Source organism: Saccharopolyspora sp. NPDC045941 (assembly GCF_056431445.1).
Window position 1 is genome coordinate 51,624 of sequence record NZ_JBWKKU010000006.1, and the last position, 21,843, is coordinate 73,466.

Here is a 21,843-nt window from a genome sequence, read left to right on the forward strand (position 1 = left end):
TGGGTCACGTCTTCCGCTCGTGCACGACCACGCCGTCGACCATCGTGAGGTCTACCCGGCACTGCCCGATCTCTCCCGGTGGCAAGGAGAACGGGTCGCGGTCGAGCACGACGAGGTCCGCGGCCTTGCCGACTTCCACGGTGCCGGTTTCGCCGTCCACGTGGTTCACCCAGGCGCTGCCCGCGGTGTAGGCGGCGAGCGCATCCACGAGATCGAGCGCTTGTTCCGGCAGGAACGGCGCGTCGTCGGTGTCCGGTTCGCGCCGGTTGACCGCCACGTGCACCGCCTGCACCGGATCGGCGTCGGACACCGGCCAGTCGCTGCCCGCGGCCAGCACCGCGCCCGCGGCGCGCAGCGACCGGAACGGGTACTGCCAGCCGGCGCGCCGATGTCCCAGGTGCGGCACGGTCAACTCGGTCATCGCGGCGTCGTTGACCGCCCACCGGGGCTGGATCGTCGCGACGACCCCGAGTTCGTGGAACCGCGGGATGTCGCTGGGGTGCACCACCTGCACGTGGGCGATCTGGTGCCGCAGGTGCCGCCCGGTGGTGGCGGCGAGCGCGTCCAGCACGTCGCGCACCGCGCGGTCGCCGATCGCGTGGAAGTGCAGCTGGAACCCGTCGGCGGCGAGCTCGGGAACCACCTCGGCGAGGACGTCGCGATCCACGAAGGACATTCCGCGGCCGTGGCCGCCCAGGTACGGGAGTTGCAGCGCGGCGGTGAAGTTCTCGCACACGCCGTCCTGCATGATCTTCACCGCGTCGGCGCGGAACCGCCGCCCCCGCGCCCGCTCGCGCCGCTGCCGCAGCTCCTCGATCTGCTCCCGGCCGCGCCCGCGGTCCCACCACAGAGCGCCGCGGGCCTTGCCGGTCAGCAAGCCCTGCCGGTCGGCGGCCAGGTAGGTCTCCAGCGTGTCGTCGTAGCCGAGGTACGGGCCGATGATCGCGTCGTGCCAGGACGTCACGCCGCACGAGTGCAGGTGGCGCTGACCCTCCAGCAAGCCCGCGAGGTACTCCTGCGCGTTGGTCGGCGGCAGCACCCGCTCGACCAGGCGGGTGGCGCCCTCGTGCAAGGTCCCGGCCGGTTCGCCGTCGGCGTCGCGCTCGATCCGGCCGTCCGGCGGGTCCTGAGTGTCGCGGTCGACGCCCGCCAGCCGCAGCGCCGCCGAGTTCACCCACGCCCCGTGGTGATCGCGGTTGAGCAGGTACGCCGGCCGGCTGCCGGTCACCGAGTCCAGGGCGGCGCGGTCGGGTGTGCCGCCCGGGAACTGGCCCATGTCCCAGCCGCCGCCGAGCACCCAGCCCGCGTCCGGCCGGAACTCGGCGATGCGCCGCAGGCATTCGGCCGCGTCGAGGCAGTCGGAGAGGTCGCAGCGAAGCCGCTCGATGCCGCCGTACACCGGGTGCACGTGCGCGTCGTGGAAGCCGGGCAGCAGCAACCGGCCGTCGAGGTCGATCACCTCGGTCGCCGGGGTCAGCCGGGCTCGCACGGCGGCGTCGCCAATGGCCGCGATCCGGCCGTCGCGCACGGCGACGGCATCGGTGAACGAGCGGGCGGCGTCCATTGTGGCCACCGGCCCGTCCGCGAAGACGACTTCGCGCATGCCCGGATTGTCGCAGGGCCGCGCCCCGGCGCGGTCGAAGCGAGCGGAGGATCGTGAGTGGTTTTGGTCGTCCTGGCGACCGTTGCCACTCACGACCCGTTGTCAGATGCGCTGTTCGCCGGTGATGACCGCGACCGCCTGCTCGCGGGTGGGCTCGCCGACGTCCGGGACCTGGAAGCGGCGGCTGCGGATGTGCGCCACCAGCTCCGCCTCGGGGGCGACGCCGTGCTGCCGGAGGTAGTAGCCGACCGCGCCGGGCCAGATCCAGCTGCCGTCGGTGTGGAAGGTCATCGGCACCGCCGGGCTGCGGTGCGGGTCCAGCCGGTCGGTGTCGTAGCTGCGCGCGGCCAGCACGATCGGCGCCCCCTCCAGGTATTCGGCCACCTGGTCGCGCTCCGCCGGGTCCAGCTCCGGCCGCTCGGTGATCGGCCGCCCGCCGTCGTCGAAGACCTCGGCGGTGCGCAGGCCGGCCGGCCCGGTGCTCGGCGGGGCCAGCCAGTCCGGCGTGGCGGCGGCGGGCCGCGGGTAGCGGCGCAGTTCCTCGGCGAAGGCCCCCGGCGGAGGAGCGGTGCGCCAGCTGGGCTGGTAGTCGCCGTTGAAGTCGACGGTGTAGCTGCCGGGCCGCTGCAGCCGGTAGAGCGCGCTGACCCAGGTGCCGCGGTCGGGCTGGTACATGCCGCTGCGCAGCCGCAGGAACAGCTCGGTGACGTCGATGGGGACGGCGAGCGGGACGGCCGTGCCGTTGGGGGCGAGCAGCTGCGCGACGAGTTCGCGGTGGTCGCCGAGTTCGCGGTATTCGACGGTGGCTTCCTGCCAGCCCGGAGGCAGGGCGCGCACGACAACCCGGCCGATCTCCTGGATCAGCTGCTGCTGTGCGACCTCGTCCAGCGATCCCGGTCGGTCATGGGGTCCCGGTTGGCTCATGCCTGCATCCTCCCAGTCGCGCGGGAACCGTGGGAGTCGTTTCGGCCAAGATCGCACACCGGTTCGCGCGACGCAGTCGTACGTCGTGCCCGGAAGCTTAGAACCCCACCGGGTGGGCGGTCGCGGCCGAGTTGATCACGTTTTCGCACCTCCCGGCGGCGTCCCGAACCCGCAGGTAACCGGGGGATACGCACCCGTTCCGGCGACGTGACCGCAGATTGTTGACAATCCGACGACGTGGCGTTTAATTTCGAGCCATTCCGGCCGTATGTGGGAGGTGGGCTATGCGAACCGAGTCCTTCCGCAACCCCCGCCCGGCCCGATGGTTGTCTTCTTCCTCGCTCTGGCTGCGACATCACTGACCGACTCCTTCGGCAGTGGCCGGTGACCGTCGCGGGTGCCCCGCGGGTCGCCTGAACATCGTTTCCCGATGAAATCCGGGCGTGCGCGCCCGCGTCAGGTATGCGCTCTGAGAGGAGGTTCGGCCCGTGGTATTCGTCGACCGCGACCCGCTGATGAGGGTGATCTGGACGGACTCGGTAACCGGCTGCAACGGTTACCTGGTCGTGCACAGCCTAGTGTCCGGTCTCGCCACCGGCGGGACTCGGATGCGTGCCGGTTGCACGTTGTCCGAGGTGGAGGCGCTGGCCCGTGGCATGGCGCGCAAGACTGCCGTGTTCGACCTGCCGGTCGGCGGCGCCAAGGGCGGGATCGACTGCGATCCGAAGGATCCCGCCGCCCGCGGCGTGCTGAGCCGCTTCCTGCAGGCGATGCGGCCGTGGGTGGACGCGCACTGGGTGACGGCCGAGGACCTCGGGGTGCCGCAGCACCTGATCGACGATGTGTTCGCCGAGCTCGGGCTGCACCAGTCGTACCACGCGGCGATCCGCCGGGCGCCCGACGCGGAGCGCACGCTGCGCCGCGTCCGCGCCGGGCTCAACGCGCCGGTGCCGGGCGGCCTTCTGCTCGGCGACGTGGTCGGCGGCTACGGCGTCGCGCAGAGCTGTCTGGGTGTCGTGCACGCCCGCGGCTGGGCGGAGGCGGAGACCACTGTGGCCGTGCAGGGCGTCGGCACGATGGGCGGCGGCGCGGCCTACTACCTGCACGAGGCGGGGCTGAAGGTCGTCGCGCTGGCCGACGCGGCGGGCACGCTGCGGCATCCCGACGGGCTCGATGTCCCGGCATTGCTGGAAACCCGCGACCGGTTCGGCGAGATCGACCGCGCCCAGGTGCCCCCGGACGTCGAGCAGCTGCCGCGCGAAGCCGTCCTCTCCGCCGAGGTCGACGTGCTGATCCCGGCGGCGGTCTCGTTCACCATCAAGGCGCCGCAGGTGCCGGAGGTCAACGCGAAGGTGATCATCGAGGCGGCGAACACCCCGGTCACCGAGGACGCCGAGGAAATGCTCGCTACGCGCGGGATTCCGGTGATCCCGGACTTCGTGGCCAACGCCGGCGCCGTGGCCTGGGCGTGGTGGCTGCTGCTCGGCCGGGTCGACGCCGACCCGGTGCTGTCCTTCCAGGTGTTGCGGGAGGAAATGCTGGCCAAGATCCCGCCGCTGCTGGCGGCTTGGGAGACCGAAGGCCTCACGCCGCGCGCCGCGGCGTTGCGGCTCGCGGAGTTCCGCAGCGAGCAGAACCGCGCGGCCGAGGAGAGCGGGCAGGGGCTGCTCAGCATCCCCTGACACACCTGCGGTTTTCGGCCCGCAGCGGCTGCGGGTTGCACACGCCGTTCACGCACTGCGATCGATGTGTGACAACCCGCAGTCCGAGTGCTAGCGTTTGCGATGGTTGCAGTTTTGGTCCTAGCAGTACTGGAAAAGTGCCTGCCAGAACGCAGGCGCTTTTTTTTGTGCCGTGGTGTTCCGGCCGCGCCGGGCACCGGGTGATCAGCTCGGCGACCGGGGGTCTGCGAAGTGTTGACCCTGGCCAGCAGAATCAGGAGAAACAGGGAATGGCTACCGGTACGGTGAAGTGGTTCAACGCGGAGAAGGGCTACGGGTTCATCACCCCCGACGGCGGTGGCGCTGACGTCTTCGCCCACTACTCCGCGATCCAGTCCACCGGTTTCCGCACGCTGGAGGAACAGCAGCGGGTGGAGTTCGAGATCGCTCAGGGGCCGAAGGGGCCGCAGGCCGCGGACATCCGCGCGGTCTGAACCGGATCGTGCCCTACGGGCATGACGACGCATCGGAGATAGCTCTGATGCCGCCTCCGATGGGGCGGCAGTACCGGGCCGCCTGCGGTGCCGGTCTGCCGCCGAGGAGGACAGCTTTTTCACCCGTTGAGGGGTACGTCGTCGGGGTAGGCTTCCAGCCCGCTGACGTTTAACCCGGTGCGAGGTCGATGTGCCCCTGCGTGTGGTTGTCGCCGGTGCGACCGGCGTTGTCGGGAGAACCCTGCTGCCGTTGTTGCGGGATCGCGGTCATCACGTGACCGCGCTCGTCCGGCACGCGGACCGACTCGATGGTGCGGTTGCGGTCGACGACGTCGCCGTCGCCGATGTGCTGGATCCGCCGCGGTTGCGCCGGGAGCTGGCCCGCGTGGAGCCGGAAGTGGTCATCGACCAGACGTCCGGTTTCGGTGGTGCGGACCCGGACGAGGGCCTGCGCCGGACCGCGCTGCTGCGCGAGAACGGGGCCAGGAACCTGGTCGACGCCGCCGTGGCGGTCGGCGCGCGGCGCATCATCGGGCAGAGCATGACCGCCGCCTACCGCCCGCACGGGCACGACGTGCTGGACGAAGAATCTCCACTGTGGACAGAAGCTCCAGGATGCTGGGGTGACGCGGTGCGCGCTCTGGCGGCGATGGAAGAAGCGGTGCTGACCCGCCCGGACATCGAGGGCATCGCGCTGCGCTACGGCGCGCTCTACGGCCCGGACACCCAGTACGCGCCGGGCGGCGCGATCCACGCGCGGGTGTGCGGCAGCGAACTGCCGCTGGTGGACGACGGCGTGGGCCTGACGTCGTTCACCCACGTCGACGACGCGGCCGGGGCGGTGCTCGAACTGCTCACCAACGGCGAGCCCGGCACCTACAACGTGGTGGACAACGAGCCGGCCGAATCGGCGGAATGGCTCCCGGCCTACGCGCGGATGGCGGGCGGCCCGGCCCCGGTGTCGCTGACCATGGACCAGGCCCGGACCCAGCTGGACTGGCTGACCGTGCACCAGCTGACCGAGCAGCGCGGCGCCACCAACTTCCGGTTGCGCGAGACGCTGGGCTGGCGGCCGGCGTGGCCGAGCTGGCGGGAGGGCTTCGCCTCGTTGTTCGGCCTCTGGGCGGCCTGAGACTGGGATCCCCGACTCATGTGCGTCGCGGGGCTGGGAGATCCGGGGTGGCACGGGTTAGGTTCAGAGGTAAGACCATGCCCCCCGAGGTCGGAGACGAGAGCAACCGATGACCGCCACTGACGTGCACCCGCTGCGAGAACTGCTGCCCGACGGCAGCGTTTTCGACGACGCCGACGTGCTGGAGGCCCACTGCAGGGACCGGGCCACCTTCTGCCCGGCCGGGACGCCGTCGGTGCTGGTCCGCGCCCGGTCCACTGAGGACGTTGCGACGACTTTGAGGTGGGCGCACGAGAACCGGGTCCCGGTGGTGCCGCAGGGCGCCCGATCCGGGCTCTCCGGCGCGGCCAACGCCATCGACGGCTGCATCCTGCTGTCGCTGGAGAAGATGGACGCCATCCTCGAGATCGACACCGAGGAGCAGATCGCGGTCGTGCAGCCCGGCGTGGTCAACGGCGTGTTCGCGGCGAAGGCGGCCGAGCACGGGCTGTTCTACCCACCCGACCCCGGCTCCCGCAGCATCTCGACCATCGGCGGCAACGTGGCCACCAACGCCGGCGGCATGTGCTGCGTGAAGTACGGCGTGACCGGCGACTTCGTGCGCGGCCTGGAGGTGGTGCTCGCCGACGGCCGGGTGATGCGCACCGGCCGCCGCACCGCCAAGGGCGTCGCCGGCTACGACCTGACGCGGCTGCTCGTCGGCTCCGAGGGAACCCTCGGCGTGGTCACCGAGGTCACCGTCGCGCTGCGGCCCGCCACCGCGCAACCGCTGACCGCGGTCGCGTTCTTCCCGACCATCGCCGACGCGGCCCGCACCGTGGCCGGGTACCTCGGGGAGGGCTACCGGCCGTCGGTGCTGGAGTTCATGGACGCCCCGACGGTGCACGCGGTGCAGCGCATCGCCGACCTCGGTTTCCCCGACGGCGTGGCGGGCATGCTGCTCGTGCAGTCCGATCGCGGCGACGCCGCGCCGGGCGACCTGGCGGCCTTCGAGCGGGTGGCCCGGTCCTTCGCCGCCACCGAGGTGGTCGTCGCCGACGACCCGGCCGAGGGCGAACTGCTGATGCAGGCCCGGCGGCTGGTCGGGGACGCGCACGAGAAGCTCGGCCTGGCGACGCTGGTCGACGACGTGTGCGTGCCCCGGCGGCGCCTGGTGGACCTGGTCGAGGGGCTGACCCCGATTGCCGAGCGGTACCGGGTGCAGGTGCTGTGCGCCGGGCACGCCGGGGACGGCAACATGCACCCGGTGGTGGCCTTCGACTCCAGCGACCCGGAGGAGTCGGCCCGCGCCCAGCAGGCGTTCGACGCGATCATGGCCCTGGGCCTGGAGCTCGGCGGCACCATCACCGGCGAGCACGGCGTCGGCCACCTGAAGCGGCGCTGGCTGGGCGAGGAACTTGACGAGGCGGGCCTGTGGACCCAGCAGGCGATCAAGAACGCCCTGGACCCGCGCAACATCCTCAACCCCGGCCGGGTCCTCCCCGACGCGGGGTGACCGCCGGTTTCGCGCGAAATCGCCTCTCGGCAGCCGTGGCTGCGACGATTTCGCGCGAAACCGGCGCATCTCCGGGCCTGACGTGAAGCACGCGCCTCCTGCTGGGAGGCGTCGCTCACGTCTCGGCCGGACGGAGGTCAGTCGTGGTCGTACGAGTCGTCGACCGGGACCGGGCGGTGCTGGTCGGCGAGGTCGGCCGGGTCGGCGTCGAGCGGAACCTCCAACGGCTCCGGCTCCTCCTCTTCGGGGATCTCCTCGGCTTGCCGGGCCTGCTCGGCGGCGTCGGCTTCCGGGGTTTCCGCGTTCATCGAGTCCTCCCGTCGATAGCTGGTCGGATCAACCGCCACGGTAACGAGCCCGGCCGCGCGGCGCGCGGCTCACGCCGACAGCCGGGCCAGCCGGTCGCCCAGGTCGTGCAGCCGGGTGAGCCCCTCGATCCGGCGCAGCCACGACTGCGGCCAACCGGCGGCGCCGCGCAGCGCCCCGGCGAGCGCCGCCGCCATGCTGGCGATGGTGCCGGTGTCGCCGCCGGCCCGGATGCACTGCCGCACGACGTCGACCGGGGCTTCGGCGTGGGCCAGGAACGCCCACAGCGCCAGCGGCACCGAATGCGTGGCCCGCACGTCGTTGCCGAGCTGCTCGGCGGCGCGGTGCGGGTCCCGGTGCCCGAGTTGCGCGGCGACCGCGTGCAGCCGCCGCACCCATTCCGGTTCGTGGATCTCGTGGGCCAGCTTGTCCAGGAACGATTCCGGGTCGAGCTGCCCGGCGTGGTGCAGGGCCAGGTATGCGCCGCACGCCTGCACCGCGGCGCCTTCCTGACCGTCGGGATGGGTGTGGGTCACCGACGCCGTGCGCCGGCCCAGCTCCGCGGCGTGGTGGACGCTTTGCGCGGCCAGCGCCACCGGCGCGCAGCGCATCGCTCCGCCGTTGCCGAACGAACCCTGCCCGTGGAACAGCGACACGGCCGCGTCCCGCCATGGCATGCCGGAATTGTGCCGCTCGAACATCTCCGCCGCCGAGCTGGTGAACCCGCGCCACGGTTCTCGGGTCCAGGCGCAGGTCAGTGCGGCGGCCAGCTCGCCCTCGTCGAGCAGGTGCCCGCCGCGCCGGGCCCGTTCCAGCAGGTGTTCGGCCACGGCGATGGTCAGGACGGTGTCGTCGGTGTAGCGCAGCTGGTGGTGGGCGCGTTCGAACTCCAGCAGCGCCAGCTCGGTGACCGACGGTTGGCCTTCGAACGCGGCGCCCATCGCGTCGCCGAGCCCGACTCCCGTGAACAGCCCGCGGGCGCGGTCGTGCGCCGGCGGGGGACCGGTCCAGTTCACCCGGGCCTCCCGAGGACACAGGCGGTTGGTGTCAACGGTACGCCCGGCGCGGGCCGGCGAACGTGGTCAACTTCGCCCGCCGACCGGCCGCCGCCGGATAGTCTCTGCCGCGAAAGCGCTTTTCAACCCGGGAGTTCATGGTGGCGGTCGTCCTCGGCGCCTTGATCGTCTTGTCCGCGGCGGTCGCCCTCGTCGGCTGGCGGTGGCCGCGGCGGCAACGCGGCTCGCACCCAACCCTGTTGCGGCACCCCGGTTTCTGGCTGCTGGTGGTCACCGGCGCGATCTACCTGAACCAGGTGTTGTGCACGATCTACCTGATGCGCGTGTGGCACGGCGACCCGGCGTTCATCGCGCGCTACCTGCCGACCGGCTGGTTCGCGCTGGCCGACGACGACCCGGTGATCGCCTGGCTGGCCGAGGTGTGGCCGCGCCCGGAACTGCTGTCGTGGAGCCTGTTGCGGGTGCCGGCGCTGCTGGAACTGCCGTTCGTGCTGCTGGCGTACCTGACGATCTGCCGGTGGTTCGGGGCCGAGGTGTTCCGGCGGGTTCTGGTGTGGCCGGTGGCGGCGTCCTACACCGCGACGTTCTGCTTGATCGAGTGGTCGCTGGCCAACCCCTACACGGCCGAGGACATCGCGCTCCGCGTCGTGTCCGGGCTGGTGGCGCCGTGGTTCCTGGCGCGGTTGACCGCGGGCCGCCGGGAGCGGGTCGGCTCGGTGGCGGAGCTGGTGGCGTTCGTGGTTTCGGCTGCGGCGCTGGGCGTCCTGGTGCTGACCGTTTACGACACCGTGTTGCTCTACAACCTCGGGCACCTCGCGGCCGCAGCGCCGGTGATGGCGGCGGCGGCCGGTGTGCTCGTCGTGGCGCGGTTGGTCGCGCGCCGGTTGCCGACCGCACAGGCAGGGCCGGGCATCACGGCGGTCAGCGCGTCGCTCGGTTGGTTCCTGGTGTTCTTCTTCGCGCCCGCGCTGCCGATCCGCTACGGGATCTCCTTCGGCACTCCGATGCTGTCGGCGGCGGTCGGCTTGATCATCATCGCCGCCGCGGTGGTCTGCGGCGTGCACGAAGCGGCCCGCGGCTCGGCGATGTCGTGGCGGGTCCGGGCCGTCGAGCTGGTCTTGGCGGCGGCGGTGGGCGCGGCGGCGGCGGGCGCCGGATTCCTCGCCACGGGCGGTTATCCCGAGGCCCGGCTGCTCGCCGCCGCCGGCGCGTTCTTCGTCGTGGCCATCGCGGTGTGCGCGGCGCTGGACCGGGTCGTCGGCGCCAGGTGAGCGGGACTCCGGGGAGTCCCGCTCACGCTCAACCGATGGACCGCCCCGCGTACTCCGGAGGCTGCTCGGCCAGCGCGGCGAACCGCTCGGCGATCGCCGCCGGGAACGGCGTGGTGCCGCCCTGCGCGCCGTCGACGTGCAGCGCCATGATCTCCTCGGTCGCCACCACCGTGCCGCCGACCGTCATCTCGTGGCAGATGCGAACCTTCTTCGCGCCGGTGCCCACGATGCGGCTGGTGACCACGAGCTCCGAATCGGGCCCGACTTCGCGCAGGTAGCGCACGTGCGCCTCGACCGTGTACAGCGAGCATCCGGTGTCGGCGCGGTACGCCGCGTCGAGCCCGACCTGGTCCATGACCGCGTCGGTGGCGAAGCCGAACACCAGCACGTAGTACGCCTCGCTGAGGTGACCGTTGTAGTCGATCCACTCTGGACGGACGCGCTCCCGGTGCTCCCGAAGCCCGGTCACGGCTTGCCGTTCCGCACGCCGTCGATCGCGCGCATCACCGCGATCACCGCCCGGTCGCGGTCGGCGACGAGCTCGGCGATGCTGCGGCCGTCGGCGGCTTCTTCGCAGCCCTGGACCATGGCGTCGCGCAGCTCGTCGGTGAGCTCCGGCGCCTCCAGCCGGGTCCACGGCGACTTCAGCGACGGGCCGAAGTGGTCGAGCATGTGCGCCATGCCGCCTTCGCCGCCGGCGAGGTGGAAGGTCAGGCACGGACCGAGCAGCGGCCAGCGCAGGCCGGGCCCCTCGGTGATCGACGCGTCGATCTGCGCGGGCGTGGCCTCGCCGTTGGCGACCATGTGCAGCGCCTCGCGCCAGATCGCCTCCTGCAGCCGGTTGGCGATGAAGCCCGGCACCTCGCGGTCCATGGTGATCACGGACTTGCCGGCGACCTCGAAGAACTCCGAGGCCCACTGCACCGCCCACGGCTCGGTCCGCTCGCCGCCGACGACCTCGACCAGCGGGATGAGGTAAGGCGGGTTGAACGGGTGCCCGACCACGAGCCGCTGCGGCGTCGGGCAGTCCACCTGCATCTCGGTCATGCCGTAGCCGGACGTGGACGACGAGATCACGACGCCCGCCGGGGTCGCGGCATCGATGCGGGCCAGCAGATCTCGCTTGAGGGCAAGGTCTTCCGGCGCGCTCTCCTGCACGAACTCGGCCTCGGCGACGGCCTCTTCCAGCGTCGGGGCGATGACGAGGTTGTCGCGGGAGGCGCGGTCGGCGAGCCCGAGCTCCATGAGGGCGGGCCACGCGGCGTCGACCAGGCGGCGCAGCTTGGCCTCGAAGCCGGGCGCGGGGTCCCACGCGGTCACCTGGTAGCCGCGCGCCAGGAAGTGCGCGACCCAACCGCCGCCGATGACACCGGCACCGATGCACGCGACCCGCCGCACCGCCGCGGGGGAGGGGGTGTTCTCGTCCAACTGAGGATTCCTTTTCGAGGTCGTCTTCGATGCGCGGCCGCAGCCGCTCGCGTCTGCGGAACGTCCGGCGTCAACGCTTCTGGAGGCCGAGTTGCTCGCGGGCCTGATCGGGGGTGGCGACCTTCATGCCCATTCCCTCGACGATCGTCACCGCGCGCTCGACCAGCTGTCCGTTGGTGGCCTTGACCCCGCGGCTCAGGTAGAGGTTGTCCTCCAGGCCGACGCGGACGTTGCCGCCCAGCGCGGCGGTCAGGCCGACCCAGCGCAGCTGGTCGCGGCCGATGGCGAAGCTCGCCCAGTTCGCGCCGGCGGGCAGCATGTTCACCATCGCCTGCAGCAGGCCCGGTTCCGGCGGGGCGCCCCACGGGATGCCCGCGCACAGCTGGAACAGCGGCGGGGCGTCGATCAGCCCCTCCTCGATCAGCTTGGTGGCGAACCACAGGTTGCCGGTGTCGAAGATCTCCAGCTCCGGCTTGACGCCCAGCTCCTGGATCCGCTTGGCGCCGGCGCGCAGCATGTCCGGGGTGGAGATGTAGAGCTGGCTGCCCTCGCCGAAGTTCAGCGAACCGCAGTCCAGCGTGCAGATGTCCGGCAGCAGCTCCTCGACGTGCGGCAGCCGGTCCAGGCCGTTGACGAGGTCGGTGCCGTCCACCGGCTTGAGCGGGTCGTCGGCGTCGATGACCAGGTCGCCGCCCATCCCGGCGGTCAGGTTGATGACCACGTCGATGCCGGTTTCCCTGATCCGCTCCACCACCTCGCGGTAGAGCGAGACCTCGCGGGAGCCCTGCCAGGTCTCGATGTTGCGGACGTGGATGTGCACCACGGCCGCGCCGGCCTCGGCGGCCTCGACCGCGGACTTCGCGATCTGCTCCGGGGTGACCGGGACGAACTCGCTCTTGCCGGTGGTGTCACCGGCGCCGGTGAGCGCTGCGGTGATGATCACTTCGTTGCCCATGGGGCTCTCCCTTCAGTGGGTGCGGCTGATCGCCCGGCGCGCCGTGATCCGCGCCCGGGTGGGTTCTTCGGGTGTCAGTGGCGGACGATCTCGCGCTCGACGAACTCGCGGAGCACGCGGCGCATCCGCTCCACCGACCGGCCGGGCCGCCCGGCGAGGACCTGGATGCCCAGCCCGTCGATGAGGGCGGTGAGCGTCACGGTGAGCTCTTCGGCGTCGGTGTCGGTGAACACGCCCTGCTGCTGGCCCTGCCGGATGGTGCGGGCGATCGTGTCGTGCCAGCGGGTGTAGGAATCGTTGTGCAGCACCTGGAGGTCCGGGTTCAGGGCGCTCTCGGTCCACACCTGGAGCCAGATCGACCACTCCGCGCGCAGCAGGCCCGGGGTGGGCAGCTGGAGCTCGACCAGCTGCAGCAGGCGTTCGTGCGCGTCCTCGATGCTGTGCAGCTCGGCGACCTGCCGGTCGAAGGCCAGCCGCACCGAGTACCGCAGGGTCTCGGTGAGCAGGTCGTTGCGGCCGGGGAAGTAGTAGTGGATCGTCGCGGCGCTGGTGCCGCAGGCCTTGGCGACATCCGCGATCCGCACCGAGTGGTAGCCGCGCTCGGCGACCAGCGTCCAGGCGGCGTCGAGGATCTGCTGGTACCGGCCCGCCTCGCGGAGGTCGCCGGGCTCGCGCTCGCGCCGCGCGGTGCGCTGCGGCGCGGCGGCCACCGTCTCGACGTCGGCGCCGCCGTAGATCAGCCAGTTCACCGTGACGCCGGTGAGCTCGGCGATGCGGGTGAGCTCGATCGGCGTGAACCGGCGGGTGCCGGTCAGCGACTTGGACAGCTTGGTCGGGTCGAGCCCGATCTGCTCGGCGAAGGCACGCTGGCTCCCCGGGTACTTGCGCAACGCGTCGCGCACTCGCTGGCGCAACGCCGCCGTCGTGTCCTGCACGGGACGGAACGCTAACAGTCCATTGCGAGAATCGCAATTAGTCGGTGGTGTTGCGATCCGGTCGGGCTGCCGCTGATCGGGTCAACGTGCCTAGCCAGTCGCCTGAATCGGTATCCCGGCGACGATCGGCGGGGGTCGGACTGTGATTGATACGTCAGTCGGTCGCAATGTCGGCCCGAACCGGATGGTGCGAGGGTAGTACGAACGTGCTGAGCTGGACCCGTGAACCACATCGAGCCGGCGGCGAAGACGACGGAGCGGGGGGAGAGCGCGCGGCGCTGGCGGGTGCTAGCCATCTGCCTGGTCGCCGGGTTCATGACCTTGCTCGACGTCAGCATCGTCAACGTCGCCTTGCCGTCGATCCAGCAGGGCCTGGACGCACCGGCGGCGGCGCTGTCGTGGGTGGTCTCCGGCTACGCCCTGACCTTCGGGCTGGTCCTGGTGCCCGCCGGGAGGCTCGGCGACGACCGGGGCCGCAGCCGGATGTTCTTGCTGGCGCTGGGGGCGTTCACGCTGGCCAGCGCGCTGGCCGGGTTCGCCCTGACGCCGCTGTGGCTCGTCATCGCCCGGTTGCTGCAGGGCGTTGCGGGCGGGCTGCTCAACCCGCAGGTGCTCGGCCTGATGCAGCAGCTGTTCCACGGCCGCGAGCGCGGCAAGGCGTTCGGCCTCTTCGGCGCGGTGGTGGGCATTTCGACGGCGATCGGCCCGCTGCTGGGCGGCCTGATCATCCAGCTCGCCGGGCAGGAGCACGGCTGGCGCTGGGTGTTCTTCGTGAACCTGCCGATCGGTGTCGCGGCGGTGCTGTACGGGCTGAAGGTGCTGCCTCGCGACGGCGCGCGCGAGCAGTCCCGCAGCCTCGACCTCGTCGGCGTGCTGCTGCTCGGCGGTGGCCTGCTGTGCCTGCTGCTGCCGCTGGTCGAGCAGGGGGGCGGCGCGCTGTGGTTCCTGCTGATCGTCGCCGTCGTGCTGCTGGTGCTGTTCGTGGCGTGGGAGCACTGGTACCGGGTGCGGGGTCACTCGCCGCTGGTGAACCTGCGGCTGCTGAAGATCCGCAGCTACTCGTTCGGCGCCACACTGGGGCTGCTGTACTTCGCAGGGTTCACCAGCATCTTCTTCGTGCTGGCGGTGTACTTCCAGCGCGGGCTGGGCTACTCGGCGCTGCAAGCGGGACTCGCGCTGACGCCGTTCGCAGTGGGGTCGGCGGTGGCGTCGGCGCTCGGCGGCCGGATCGTGTACCGGATGGGCCGCCGCCTGGTGATCATCGGCCTGGCGGCGGCGCTGCTCGGCCTGCTGGCGACGGATCTGCTGCTGGCCATGCACCCGGGTGAGGCGGCGGGGCTGGTGACGGCGCTGCCGCTGCTGGTCGCCGGAACGGGCAGCGGCCTGGTGATCTCGCCGAACCAGACGGTGACGCTCAGCGAGATCGACGCGGCCCACGGCGGAACCGCGGCGGGCGTCCAGCAGACGGGCCAGCGCATCGGCTCGGCAGTAGGCACGGCGGCGGCCTCTGGCCTGTTCTTCGGCACCCTGATGACGAGCGGCTTCGACGCGGCGATCTCGGACGGCCTGATCGTCTCGGTCGGCTTCGTCACGGCCGCCCTGGTCGTGGCCCTGGCTGAGGTTTTCCTGTCACGCCGCCTCGCTGATCCGTCGGGCGGGCGCTGACGCCGAGAGCGGCCGATCACGGGGCGAGCGTGCCAGAATCGCGGGATGCGGTGGGCGCCGGATCGAGAAGCGCTGCGCGGGCGCGTCGCTCTGGTCGCGGGAGCGACCCGGGGTGCCGGGCGGGGTATCGCGGCTGCGCTGGGGGAGGCCGGCGCGACCGTCATCTGCACGGGACGCAGCAGCTCGACCGGCCGTGGTGGGTCGGACTACGACCGCGCTGAGACGATCGAGGAGACCGCCGAGGTCGTAACCCGTCTCGGCGGGACCGGGATCGCGATGCAGGTCGATCATCTCGTCGCGGAGCAGGTGCGCGGCTTGGCCGGGCGCGTCCGGGCCGAGCACGGCCACCTCGACGTGCTGGTCAACGACATCTGGGGCGCCGAGCGGCTCAAAGGCGGGCCCGCCGACTGGAACACCCCGATCTGGGAGCACGATCTGGCGGCCGGCCTGCGAATCCTCCGGCTCGGCGTCGAGACGCACCTGATCACCTCGCACCACTTGTTGCCGCTGCTGATCACCAAGCCCGGCGGCCTGCTCGTCGAAGTCACCGACGGCACCACCGCCCACAACGCTTCGAGGTACCGCATTTCGGTGTTCTACGACCTGGCCAAGGTCGCGGTGAACCGCCTGGCGTTCTCCCAGGGGCACGAACTCGCGCCGCACGGCGCAACGGCCGTCGCGATCACACCGGGCTGGCTGCGCTCGGAGATGATGCTCGACAACTACGGGGTCACCGAAGCGGACTGGCGCGCCGCATTGGAACCCGACCGGGCCGACGGACGCCCGACTGCTCCGGGTGGATTCGCCGCGTCGGAATCACCGCGCTACGTCGGCCGCGCGGTCGCGGCACTGGCCGCAGACCCGAACCGAGCGAGGTGGAACCAAAGCTCGGTGACCTCCGCCGAACTCGCCGGCGAGTACGGCTTCACCGACACCGACGGAACCCAACCGGACAGCTGGGCCCAACAGTTCAGGACATGATCGCCATTTCGGCTGCTGGAGACCCGCGTGTACTTTGTGTTGGTATAGCGACCAAAAGTACACACGGCCCGTGACCAGCTGAAACGCTACGCCTTTAAGGAGGTCAGGAAAGTACGCCAAGCGGCGGGGCCGAAGCTCAGCACGCCGTCCTCGGGAGCCTTCGAGTCCCGGACCCGGACGGAGCGGCTGAGTAGCCGGACCTCGACGCAGTTGTCGCTGCTGCCAATGCTTCGGGAGCTCTTGAACCAGCCGGTGTCGACAGGAGTTCGCGACATGATCAGCCACCTTTCGAGATCTGCTCTACCAATCGTCGTGACCTGTCGCGATCGAGCGCAAGGCTTTGAATCTCACGGAACGCGTGGAGCATGATCGTCGTGTCGGCCTCGTCGCTGTGGTAGGTCGAGGGGCTGAACACCGTGCTGGAGAAGCCGACAGGGGATCCCTTGTCGCCGAATCCGAAGACGGTGAAACCACCACCTCGGGCGGGATTCCGGCTCGCGTCCTGCTTCAAGATCTGCACAACGAGGTCGTCGCAGGTGTCGATGGCAGCTGCTAGGTGTTGAAGCTGCTCGCGCATCACTTCCGGGCTGCCGACAACTGCTCGTAGTGAATCCTCGGTGAGCACGAATCGAAAGGATCGCGGCTCGGCTGGGCTCAAACTCCGCTCCTGCCGTTCGAGTCGGAACGCGATGCGCTGCTCCAGCTCCGCGTCGGTGGTCGCGTCCCACCACACCCCGTCGCATTCTTCGATGACTGCACGCACGTAGCCCGGCGACTGCAACAAACCTGGGATGACGCCGGATTCGTAGCTGCTGATCTCCGTGGCGCTGGCTTCGAGGTCGGCGAAGCGTTGGAAGGCTCCGGGTAGCAGGTCCGTGTAGGTACGGCCGCGCTGGCGTCTCCGTGCGTGCGCGCCGAGTGCGAGCACCGTGTCGCGCTCGTCGCCGGATATGCCGTAGAAGTCCAGAAGATTGACAAGATCTTCTTGGCTCAGCGTGCCCTTGCCGTCTTCTAGTTCGACGATGCGCGAGCGGACACGGCCGATCGCTTCGGCCGCCGCCTGCTGGGTCTTGCCGGAGCCTTCGCGGATTCGACGCAGGGCGAGGCCGAGTTGCCGTCGCTCCAAGGTTTGGCGGGCTCGCGCCATCGACGACCTCCACGATCTCGAAACACCCGATCAGGGACCTGACCTTAACGCGACAGTCGCCCTAAGCTTAAACGCGACGGTCGCGCTTGGCGACGGTCTGGTTGCAAGCAGTCACCCTAGTCGTCCACTGAGGAAGGTCGGGAACATGGCCCTGCTGCACTACTCCGGGATATCCATCGACTCGTTCGTGGAGATGGAGGACGAGGTGCCGATGCGGTACGAGATCGATCGGCACAACGATCTCGTGATCCTCTACTGTGGACGGAACGGCGAGTACGTCCTCAGCATCGGCCGGGAAAACCTCGCCGCGCTGATCTTGCTCGGCGCGAAGGCGATCGAAGAGCTCACCGCGGCCTGAAGCACGCCGTTCGAAGTGGTGAAGGGCATCTTGATCGGCTGTCCAGGCCGAAGGCGCCCTTCACTTCGAACGGGACCGGTCGGCGAGGCGGGCGTGGCGGTGGCCGTAGCCGAAGTAGATCACCAGGCCCAGGACCAGCCAGGCCCCGAAGCGGATCCAGGTGATGACGTCCAGGTTGGACATCAGGTACAGGCACGCCAGGGCCGAGATGATCGGCAGCACCGGCGACAGCGGCATCTTGAACGGGCGGTGCAGGTCCGGCTTGCGGCTGCGCAGCACCGGCACCGCGATCGAGACGATGACGAAGCCCGACAGCGCGCCGATGCTCACCATGTCGGCCAGCTCCGAGATCGGGATGAACCCCGCCAGCAGCATGATCACCACCGCTCCGCCGATGGTCATCCGGTGCGGCGTGCCCCACTTCGGGTGCACCTGCGAGAGCTTCGGCGGCAGCAGGCCGTCGCGGCTCATCGCGAAGCCGATGCGGCCGATGGTGACCAGCTCGACCATCATCACCGACGTCAGCCCGGTCACCGCGCCCAGCGCGATCAGTGCCGCCACCCACGGCTGGCCGACGGACTGGAACGCCGCCGCCAGCGGGGCGGCCTCGTCGATCTGCCGGTAGTCGACCATCGCGGTGAGCACGATCGCGACCGCCACGTACAGCACGGTGCACACGATCAGGCTGCCCAGCAGCCCGACGGGCAGGTCGCGCTTGGGGTGCTTGGTCTCCTCGCCGAGGTTGGCCAGCGCCTCGAAGCCGGTGTAGGCGAAGAACACGATCGCCGCCGCGGTGAACATGCCGCCGATGCCGTACATCGACTGCTCCATGCCCAGCGCCGCCTGCAGCAGCGGCTGCTCCAACCCGCTCGCGGTTTCCGGCGCCGGCTGGGCCGGCGGGATGAACGGGGTGAGGTTGGCGCCGTTGATGAAGAACAGCCCCGCGACGATCACCAGCACGCACACCGCGACCTTGACCACGACCAGCGCGTTGGTGACCCACGACGATTCGCGTATGCCGATCACCGCGATGACGGTGAGGATCGCGATGATCAGGATCGCGCCGACGTTGACCGTGGCGTCCTCGCCGAACCACTGCGGCGGCAGGCCGAGCAGGTTCGAGACGTAGCCCGACCAGCTGCGCGAGACCACCGCCGCGCCGAGCGCGAACTCCAGCAGCAGGTCCCAGCCGATGATCCAGGCGAACAGCTCGCCCAGCGTGGCGTACCCGTAGGTGTAGGCGCTGCCGGCGGTCGGCACCGCCGACGCGAGCTCGGCGTACGCGAGCGCGGCGAGCGCCGCGACGATGCCGCCGACCACGAACGACAGCACCACCGAGGGTCCGGCGTGCTCCTTTGCCTCGATCCCGGCCAAGGTGAAGACGCCGGTGCCGATGATGATGCCGATGCCGAATCCGACCAGGTCGCGCCCGGTGAGCCGGCGGATCAGGCCGCTGCGCTCGCCGCGGGTCAGGACGTCCTCGACGGGCATTGTTCGAAAGACGCTCACAGGCAGGCACGGTAGATGACTCCCGCGCCAACGCCCAGTGAACAATCGCTATGAGTGTCGATGAGGGCACGAAAAGTTATCAACACCCGGTGTGAAAACGGCACGAACCGGGAGGAACCGGACAGCGATTTCGCGCGAAATCGCCATCCCTCACGCGTGCCGAATGTCGTTTTCGCGCGAAAACGGCACCCGACGCGGTGCCGATCAGGCGGGCACCGCCGAGGTGTCCCGATCCCACGCGCGGTGCTTGCCGAGAGCCGCGGCGAACTCCGCGATGAACCCCTCCGGCAGCGCGCCCCCGGTGTGCGCGGCGGTGACCACGCCGAGCTCCGTCACCACGCCGTCGGTGCCGGTGGGCTTGCGGGCCTCCGCGACCCCGGCCCGTTGCAGCAGTTCCATGCCCTCGTCGCTGGCCGCCACCGGCTTGTTGTGCTTGTACGCCTCGGCCACGAAGTGCACGGCGAACCCGTCGCCGGAAAGCGCCCGGACGCTTTCCGCGCCGCCCGGCACGATCACGCCGTCGTAGAGCACCGAGCCCATCGTGTTCATGGCGCGGTCGACAGGGACCTCGTCGCCGTCGGCGCTGCGGACGTCGCCGTCGCGCAGGCCGAGGACCTCCGCCATCGCTCCGCGCTCGGACAGCTCGCGCCGGATCTGCGAGACCTCGGTACCGTCCACGCCGTCGGCGACCAGCACCGCGACGCGGCGGGTCGCGATCGTGTCGGCACCCTGGTTCACCAGGCTCAGCGCGGGGGAGCTGCGGCCGTGGTTGGGCGTGCCGCCGCTCGGGGCCGCCACCCCGACGCCTTCGGCCACCGCCACGGCCAGCTCGTGGTCGATCTGCTCGATCTGCTGCACCACGGTCTCGCGGACGTGCTGGTGGTCGACCTTGCCGAGCTCGAAGCGGAACGCCGCGACGATGTGCTCCTTCTCCCAGGGCGCCATGCTGTTCCAGAACAGCGTGGCCTGGCCGTAGAAGTCTTTGAAGCTCTCGCTGCGCTTGCGGATCTTGTGCCCCTCGACCTTCTCCTGGTAGTGCGTGAAGGCGCCCTCGTCGGCCAGCGCCGGGCAGCCGCCGCCGAGGCTGTTCTTGAAGTAGCTGGTCCGTCCTCTGTGGATGCGCTGCTGGCCGTAGCCGTCCCGCTGGTTGTTGGCGACCTCGGCCACCGGGCGGTTCACCGGCAGCTGCGCGAAGTTCGGGCCGCCCAGCCGGATCAGCTGGGTGTCCAGGTACGAGAAGTTGCGGGCCTGCAGCAGCGGGTCGTTGGTGAAGTCGATGCCCGGCACGACGTTGGCGGTGTGGAAGGCGACCTGCTCGGTCTCGGCGAAGAAGTTGTCCGGGTTGCGGTCCAGCACCATCCGGCCCACCGGCCGCACCGGCACGACCTCCTCCGGGATGATCTTGGTGGCGTCGAGCAGGTCGAAGTCGAAGTCGAACTCCCGGGACTCCTCGACCAGCTGCACGCCCAGCTCGTACTCCGGGAACTGCCCGGCCTCGATCGACTCCCACAGATCGCGGCGGTTGTAGTCGGGGTCCTTGCCGGCGATCTTCTGGCACTCGTCCCACACCAGCGAATGGCTGCCCAGCAGCGGCTTCCAGTGGAACTTCACGAACGTCCCGCGGCCCTGCGCGTCGACCAGCCGGAAGGTGTGCACCCCGAAGCCCTGCATCATCCGGTAGCTGCGCGGCAGCGCCCGATCGGACATCAGCCACATGACCATGTGCAGGGTTTCCGGCTGCAGCCCGACGAAGTCCCAGAACGTGTCGTGCGCCGAGGCCGCCTGCGGCATCTCGTTGTCCGGCTCGGGTTTCACCGCGTGCACGAAATCGGGGAACTTGATGCCGTCCTGGATGAAGAACACCGGCATGTTGTTGCCGACGAGGTCGTAGTTGCCCTCGTCGGTGTAGAACTTCGTGGCGAATCCGCGCACGTCCCGCACCGTGTCGGCGGAGCCGCGCGAGCCCGCGACGGTGGAGAACCGCACGAAGACCGGGGTGCGCCGGCCCGGATCGGTCAGGAACTGCGCGGTGGTGAGGTCGGCGAGGCCGTTGTCGTCGTAGGGCTGGAAGTGCCCGTAGGCGCCCGCTCCGCGCGCGTGCACCACGCGCTCCGGGATCCGCTCGTGGTCGAAGTGGGTGATCTTCTCGCGGGCCTGGAAGTCCTCCAGCAGCGTCGGGCCGCGTTCACCGGCGCTCAGCGCATCGTCGGTGTGGTCGACGCGCACGCCCTGCTGGGTGGTCAGTTCGGTCTCGGTCAGATCCTGGCGGACCTGGTCGAGCTGTCGTTGCTTGGCATCGTGCCCATCCGTGCCCATTGCGGCTGGCTCCCCTCGATGTCGGCTAACCGCCCAGGGGTTCCCGGCCGCCCGGACCGGTATTCGCCGGCTACGAGCCCAGCGCGGCGGGCAGCCAGTGCAGCAGCTCCGGCGCGCCGGCGACGATCAGGAAGTGCGCCGACCGGCCGACGAGGCTCGCGAGCAGGAAACCCAGCAGCGGGATGCCGGCCGCGCCGGAGAGGAAGCACATCAGGCTGTACGGCGGGATGCCGGGCACGGCGCTGAGGCACAGCACGCCCAGGCCCCACCACGGGCGCTCCTCGGTCCGCTGGTGGAACTTCTCGAACCAGCCGGCCCATCGGCCCTTCCGCTTGGCCTCGACGCGCTTGCGCAACCGCTCGCCGAGCGCGAAGCCGCCCTTGCCCGCCAGGTAGAACAGCGTCTTCCCGGCGACTTGGCCGACGGCCGCGGCCAGCCCGAACGCCCACCAGCTGACGCTGTCCACGGTGGAGACCACGCCGAGCAGGTAGAGCTCGATGTTGACCAGCGGGAACACGCTGCCGAGCGCGGCGGTGCCCGCGGTGGCCAGCAGCCACCCGATCATCTGATCACCCGGCCGACGGCAGGACCGTGCTGCGAAACCGGGTGGTGGATCAAGTCGAATGCTCCGTAGCTGCGGAAACAGG

At 70.5% G+C, this 21,843-nt stretch carries 21 protein-coding genes; 8 read left to right on the forward strand and 13 right to left on the reverse strand.

Annotated features, from left to right (window positions below; translation table 11 throughout):
- Window positions 1-4: 4 nt before the first annotated feature.
- On the reverse strand, window positions 5-1,603 hold the full coding sequence (locus AC07FN_RS06550; RefSeq protein ID WP_478394699.1) for an amidohydrolase: 1,599 nt from the start codon (window positions 1,601-1,603) through the stop codon (window positions 5-7).
- Window positions 1,604-1,705: 102 nt separating this feature from the next.
- On the reverse strand, window positions 1,706-2,527 hold the full coding sequence (locus tag AC07FN_RS06555) for a hypothetical protein (protein ID WP_478394700.1): 822 nt from the start codon (window positions 2,525-2,527) through the stop codon (window positions 1,706-1,708).
- Window positions 2,528-3,042: 515 nt separating this feature from the next.
- Here AC07FN_RS06555 and AC07FN_RS06560 point away from each other — a divergent pair.
- The 4 genes from AC07FN_RS06560 (at window position 3,043) to AC07FN_RS06575 (ending at window position 7,309) form a co-directional block, all read left to right on the forward strand.
- Window positions 3,043-4,209 carry a Glu/Leu/Phe/Val family dehydrogenase gene (locus AC07FN_RS06560; RefSeq protein WP_478394819.1) on the forward strand — a complete coding sequence of 389 codons (1,167 nt, stop codon included), beginning with the start codon at window positions 3,043-3,045 and terminating at the stop codon, window positions 4,207-4,209.
- A 269-nt stretch (window positions 4,210-4,478) separates the two neighbouring features.
- The gene (locus tag AC07FN_RS06565; RefSeq protein WP_093271248.1) at window positions 4,479-4,682 is read left to right on the forward strand and encodes a cold-shock protein; all 204 of its coding nucleotides are present in this window, start codon (window positions 4,479-4,481) and stop codon (window positions 4,680-4,682) included.
- 202 nt (window positions 4,683-4,884) lie between these two features.
- Complete coding sequence (locus AC07FN_RS06570; RefSeq protein ID WP_478394820.1) at window positions 4,885-5,814, forward strand: NAD-dependent epimerase/dehydratase family protein; 930 nt, start codon at window positions 4,885-4,887, stop codon at window positions 5,812-5,814.
- Between the two features lie 109 nt (window positions 5,815-5,923).
- A complete protein-coding gene (locus AC07FN_RS06575) occupies window positions 5,924-7,309 on the forward strand; it encodes an FAD-binding oxidoreductase (RefSeq protein ID WP_452614021.1) in 1,386 nt (461 codons plus the stop codon).
- Window positions 7,310-7,446: 137 nt separating this feature from the next.
- Here AC07FN_RS06575 and AC07FN_RS06580 read toward each other — a convergent pair whose 3' ends face one another.
- Together AC07FN_RS06580 and AC07FN_RS06585 are read right to left on the reverse strand one after the other, a co-directional pair.
- Window positions 7,447-7,617 (reverse strand): hypothetical protein, encoded by a 171-nt coding sequence (locus tag AC07FN_RS06580; RefSeq protein WP_452614022.1) that lies wholly within the window; start codon window positions 7,615-7,617, stop codon window positions 7,447-7,449.
- A gap of 69 nt (window positions 7,618-7,686) precedes the next feature.
- A complete protein-coding gene (locus tag AC07FN_RS06585; protein WP_478394701.1) occupies window positions 7,687-8,631 on the reverse strand; it encodes an ADP-ribosylglycohydrolase family protein in 945 nt (314 codons plus the stop codon).
- Between the two features lie 137 nt (window positions 8,632-8,768).
- Here AC07FN_RS06585 and AC07FN_RS06590 point away from each other — a divergent pair, with 137 nt between their 5' ends.
- A complete protein-coding gene (locus AC07FN_RS06590; protein WP_478394702.1) occupies window positions 8,769-9,902 on the forward strand; it encodes a hypothetical protein in 1,134 nt (377 codons plus the stop codon).
- 28 nt (window positions 9,903-9,930) lie between these two features.
- Here the strand turns inward: AC07FN_RS06590 and AC07FN_RS06595 are convergent, their stop codons facing one another.
- The 4 genes from AC07FN_RS06595 to AC07FN_RS06610 form a co-directional block, all read right to left on the reverse strand.
- Window positions 9,931-10,371 (reverse strand): thioesterase family protein, encoded by a 441-nt coding sequence (locus AC07FN_RS06595; RefSeq protein ID WP_478394703.1) that lies wholly within the window; start codon window positions 10,369-10,371, stop codon window positions 9,931-9,933.
- Window positions 10,368-11,330 (reverse strand): 3-hydroxyacyl-CoA dehydrogenase NAD-binding domain-containing protein, encoded by a 963-nt coding sequence (locus AC07FN_RS06600; protein WP_478394704.1) that lies wholly within the window; start codon window positions 11,328-11,330, stop codon window positions 10,368-10,370. The genes AC07FN_RS06595 and AC07FN_RS06600 overlap by 4 nt, the downstream gene beginning before the upstream one ends.
- Window positions 11,331-11,400: 70 nt before the next feature.
- Window positions 11,401-12,285: a beta-keto acid cleavage family enzyme gene (locus AC07FN_RS06605; RefSeq protein ID WP_478394705.1), complete on the reverse strand. Its 885-nt coding sequence runs from the start codon at window positions 12,283-12,285 to the stop codon at window positions 11,401-11,403.
- 74 nt (window positions 12,286-12,359) lie between these two features.
- Entirely contained in the window at window positions 12,360-13,220 is an 861-nt protein-coding gene (locus AC07FN_RS06610; protein ID WP_478394706.1) for a TetR/AcrR family transcriptional regulator, read from the reverse strand.
- A 222-nt stretch (window positions 13,221-13,442) separates the two neighbouring features.
- Here AC07FN_RS06610 and AC07FN_RS06615 point away from each other — a divergent pair, with 222 nt between their 5' ends.
- Both AC07FN_RS06615 and AC07FN_RS06620 read left to right on the forward strand, forming a co-directional pair.
- Window positions 13,443-14,885, forward strand: a complete 1,443-nt coding sequence (locus tag AC07FN_RS06615) for an MFS transporter (protein WP_478394707.1) — start codon at window positions 13,443-13,445, stop codon at window positions 14,883-14,885.
- 45 nt (window positions 14,886-14,930) lie between these two features.
- Entirely contained in the window at window positions 14,931-15,866 is a 936-nt protein-coding gene (locus AC07FN_RS06620; RefSeq protein WP_478394708.1) for an SDR family oxidoreductase, read from the forward strand.
- An 86-nt stretch (window positions 15,867-15,952) separates the two neighbouring features.
- Here the strand turns inward: AC07FN_RS06620 and AC07FN_RS06625 are convergent, their stop codons facing one another.
- Both AC07FN_RS06625 and AC07FN_RS06630 read right to left on the reverse strand, forming a co-directional pair.
- The gene (locus AC07FN_RS06625; RefSeq protein ID WP_363823334.1) at window positions 15,953-16,141 is read right to left on the reverse strand and encodes a DUF397 domain-containing protein; all 189 of its coding nucleotides are present in this window, start codon (window positions 16,139-16,141) and stop codon (window positions 15,953-15,955) included.
- Between the two features lie 2 nt (window positions 16,142-16,143).
- Window positions 16,144-17,013, reverse strand: coding sequence for a helix-turn-helix domain-containing protein (locus AC07FN_RS06630; protein WP_478394709.1), 870 nt, complete (start codon window positions 17,011-17,013; stop codon window positions 16,144-16,146).
- 145 nt (window positions 17,014-17,158) lie between these two features.
- Between AC07FN_RS06630 and AC07FN_RS06635 the strand changes: the two genes are divergently transcribed.
- Window positions 17,159-17,371: a hypothetical protein gene (locus tag AC07FN_RS06635; protein WP_478394710.1), complete on the forward strand. Its 213-nt coding sequence runs from the start codon at window positions 17,159-17,161 to the stop codon at window positions 17,369-17,371.
- Between the two features lie 60 nt (window positions 17,372-17,431).
- On the opposite strand, the gene AC07FN_RS06640 is transcribed toward AC07FN_RS06635, so the two are convergent.
- From AC07FN_RS06640 to AC07FN_RS06650, 3 genes are all read right to left on the reverse strand, one after another.
- Window positions 17,432-18,862 (reverse strand): amino acid permease, encoded by a 1,431-nt coding sequence (locus AC07FN_RS06640; protein WP_478394821.1) that lies wholly within the window; start codon window positions 18,860-18,862, stop codon window positions 17,432-17,434.
- 222 nt (window positions 18,863-19,084) lie between these two features.
- A complete protein-coding gene (locus AC07FN_RS06645; RefSeq protein ID WP_478394711.1) occupies window positions 19,085-21,196 on the reverse strand; it encodes a catalase in 2,112 nt (703 codons plus the stop codon).
- Between the two features lie 70 nt (window positions 21,197-21,266).
- A complete protein-coding gene (locus tag AC07FN_RS06650) occupies window positions 21,267-21,761 on the reverse strand; it encodes a VTT domain-containing protein (RefSeq protein ID WP_452614034.1) in 495 nt (164 codons plus the stop codon).
- Between the last annotated feature and the right edge of the window lie 82 nt (window positions 21,762-21,843).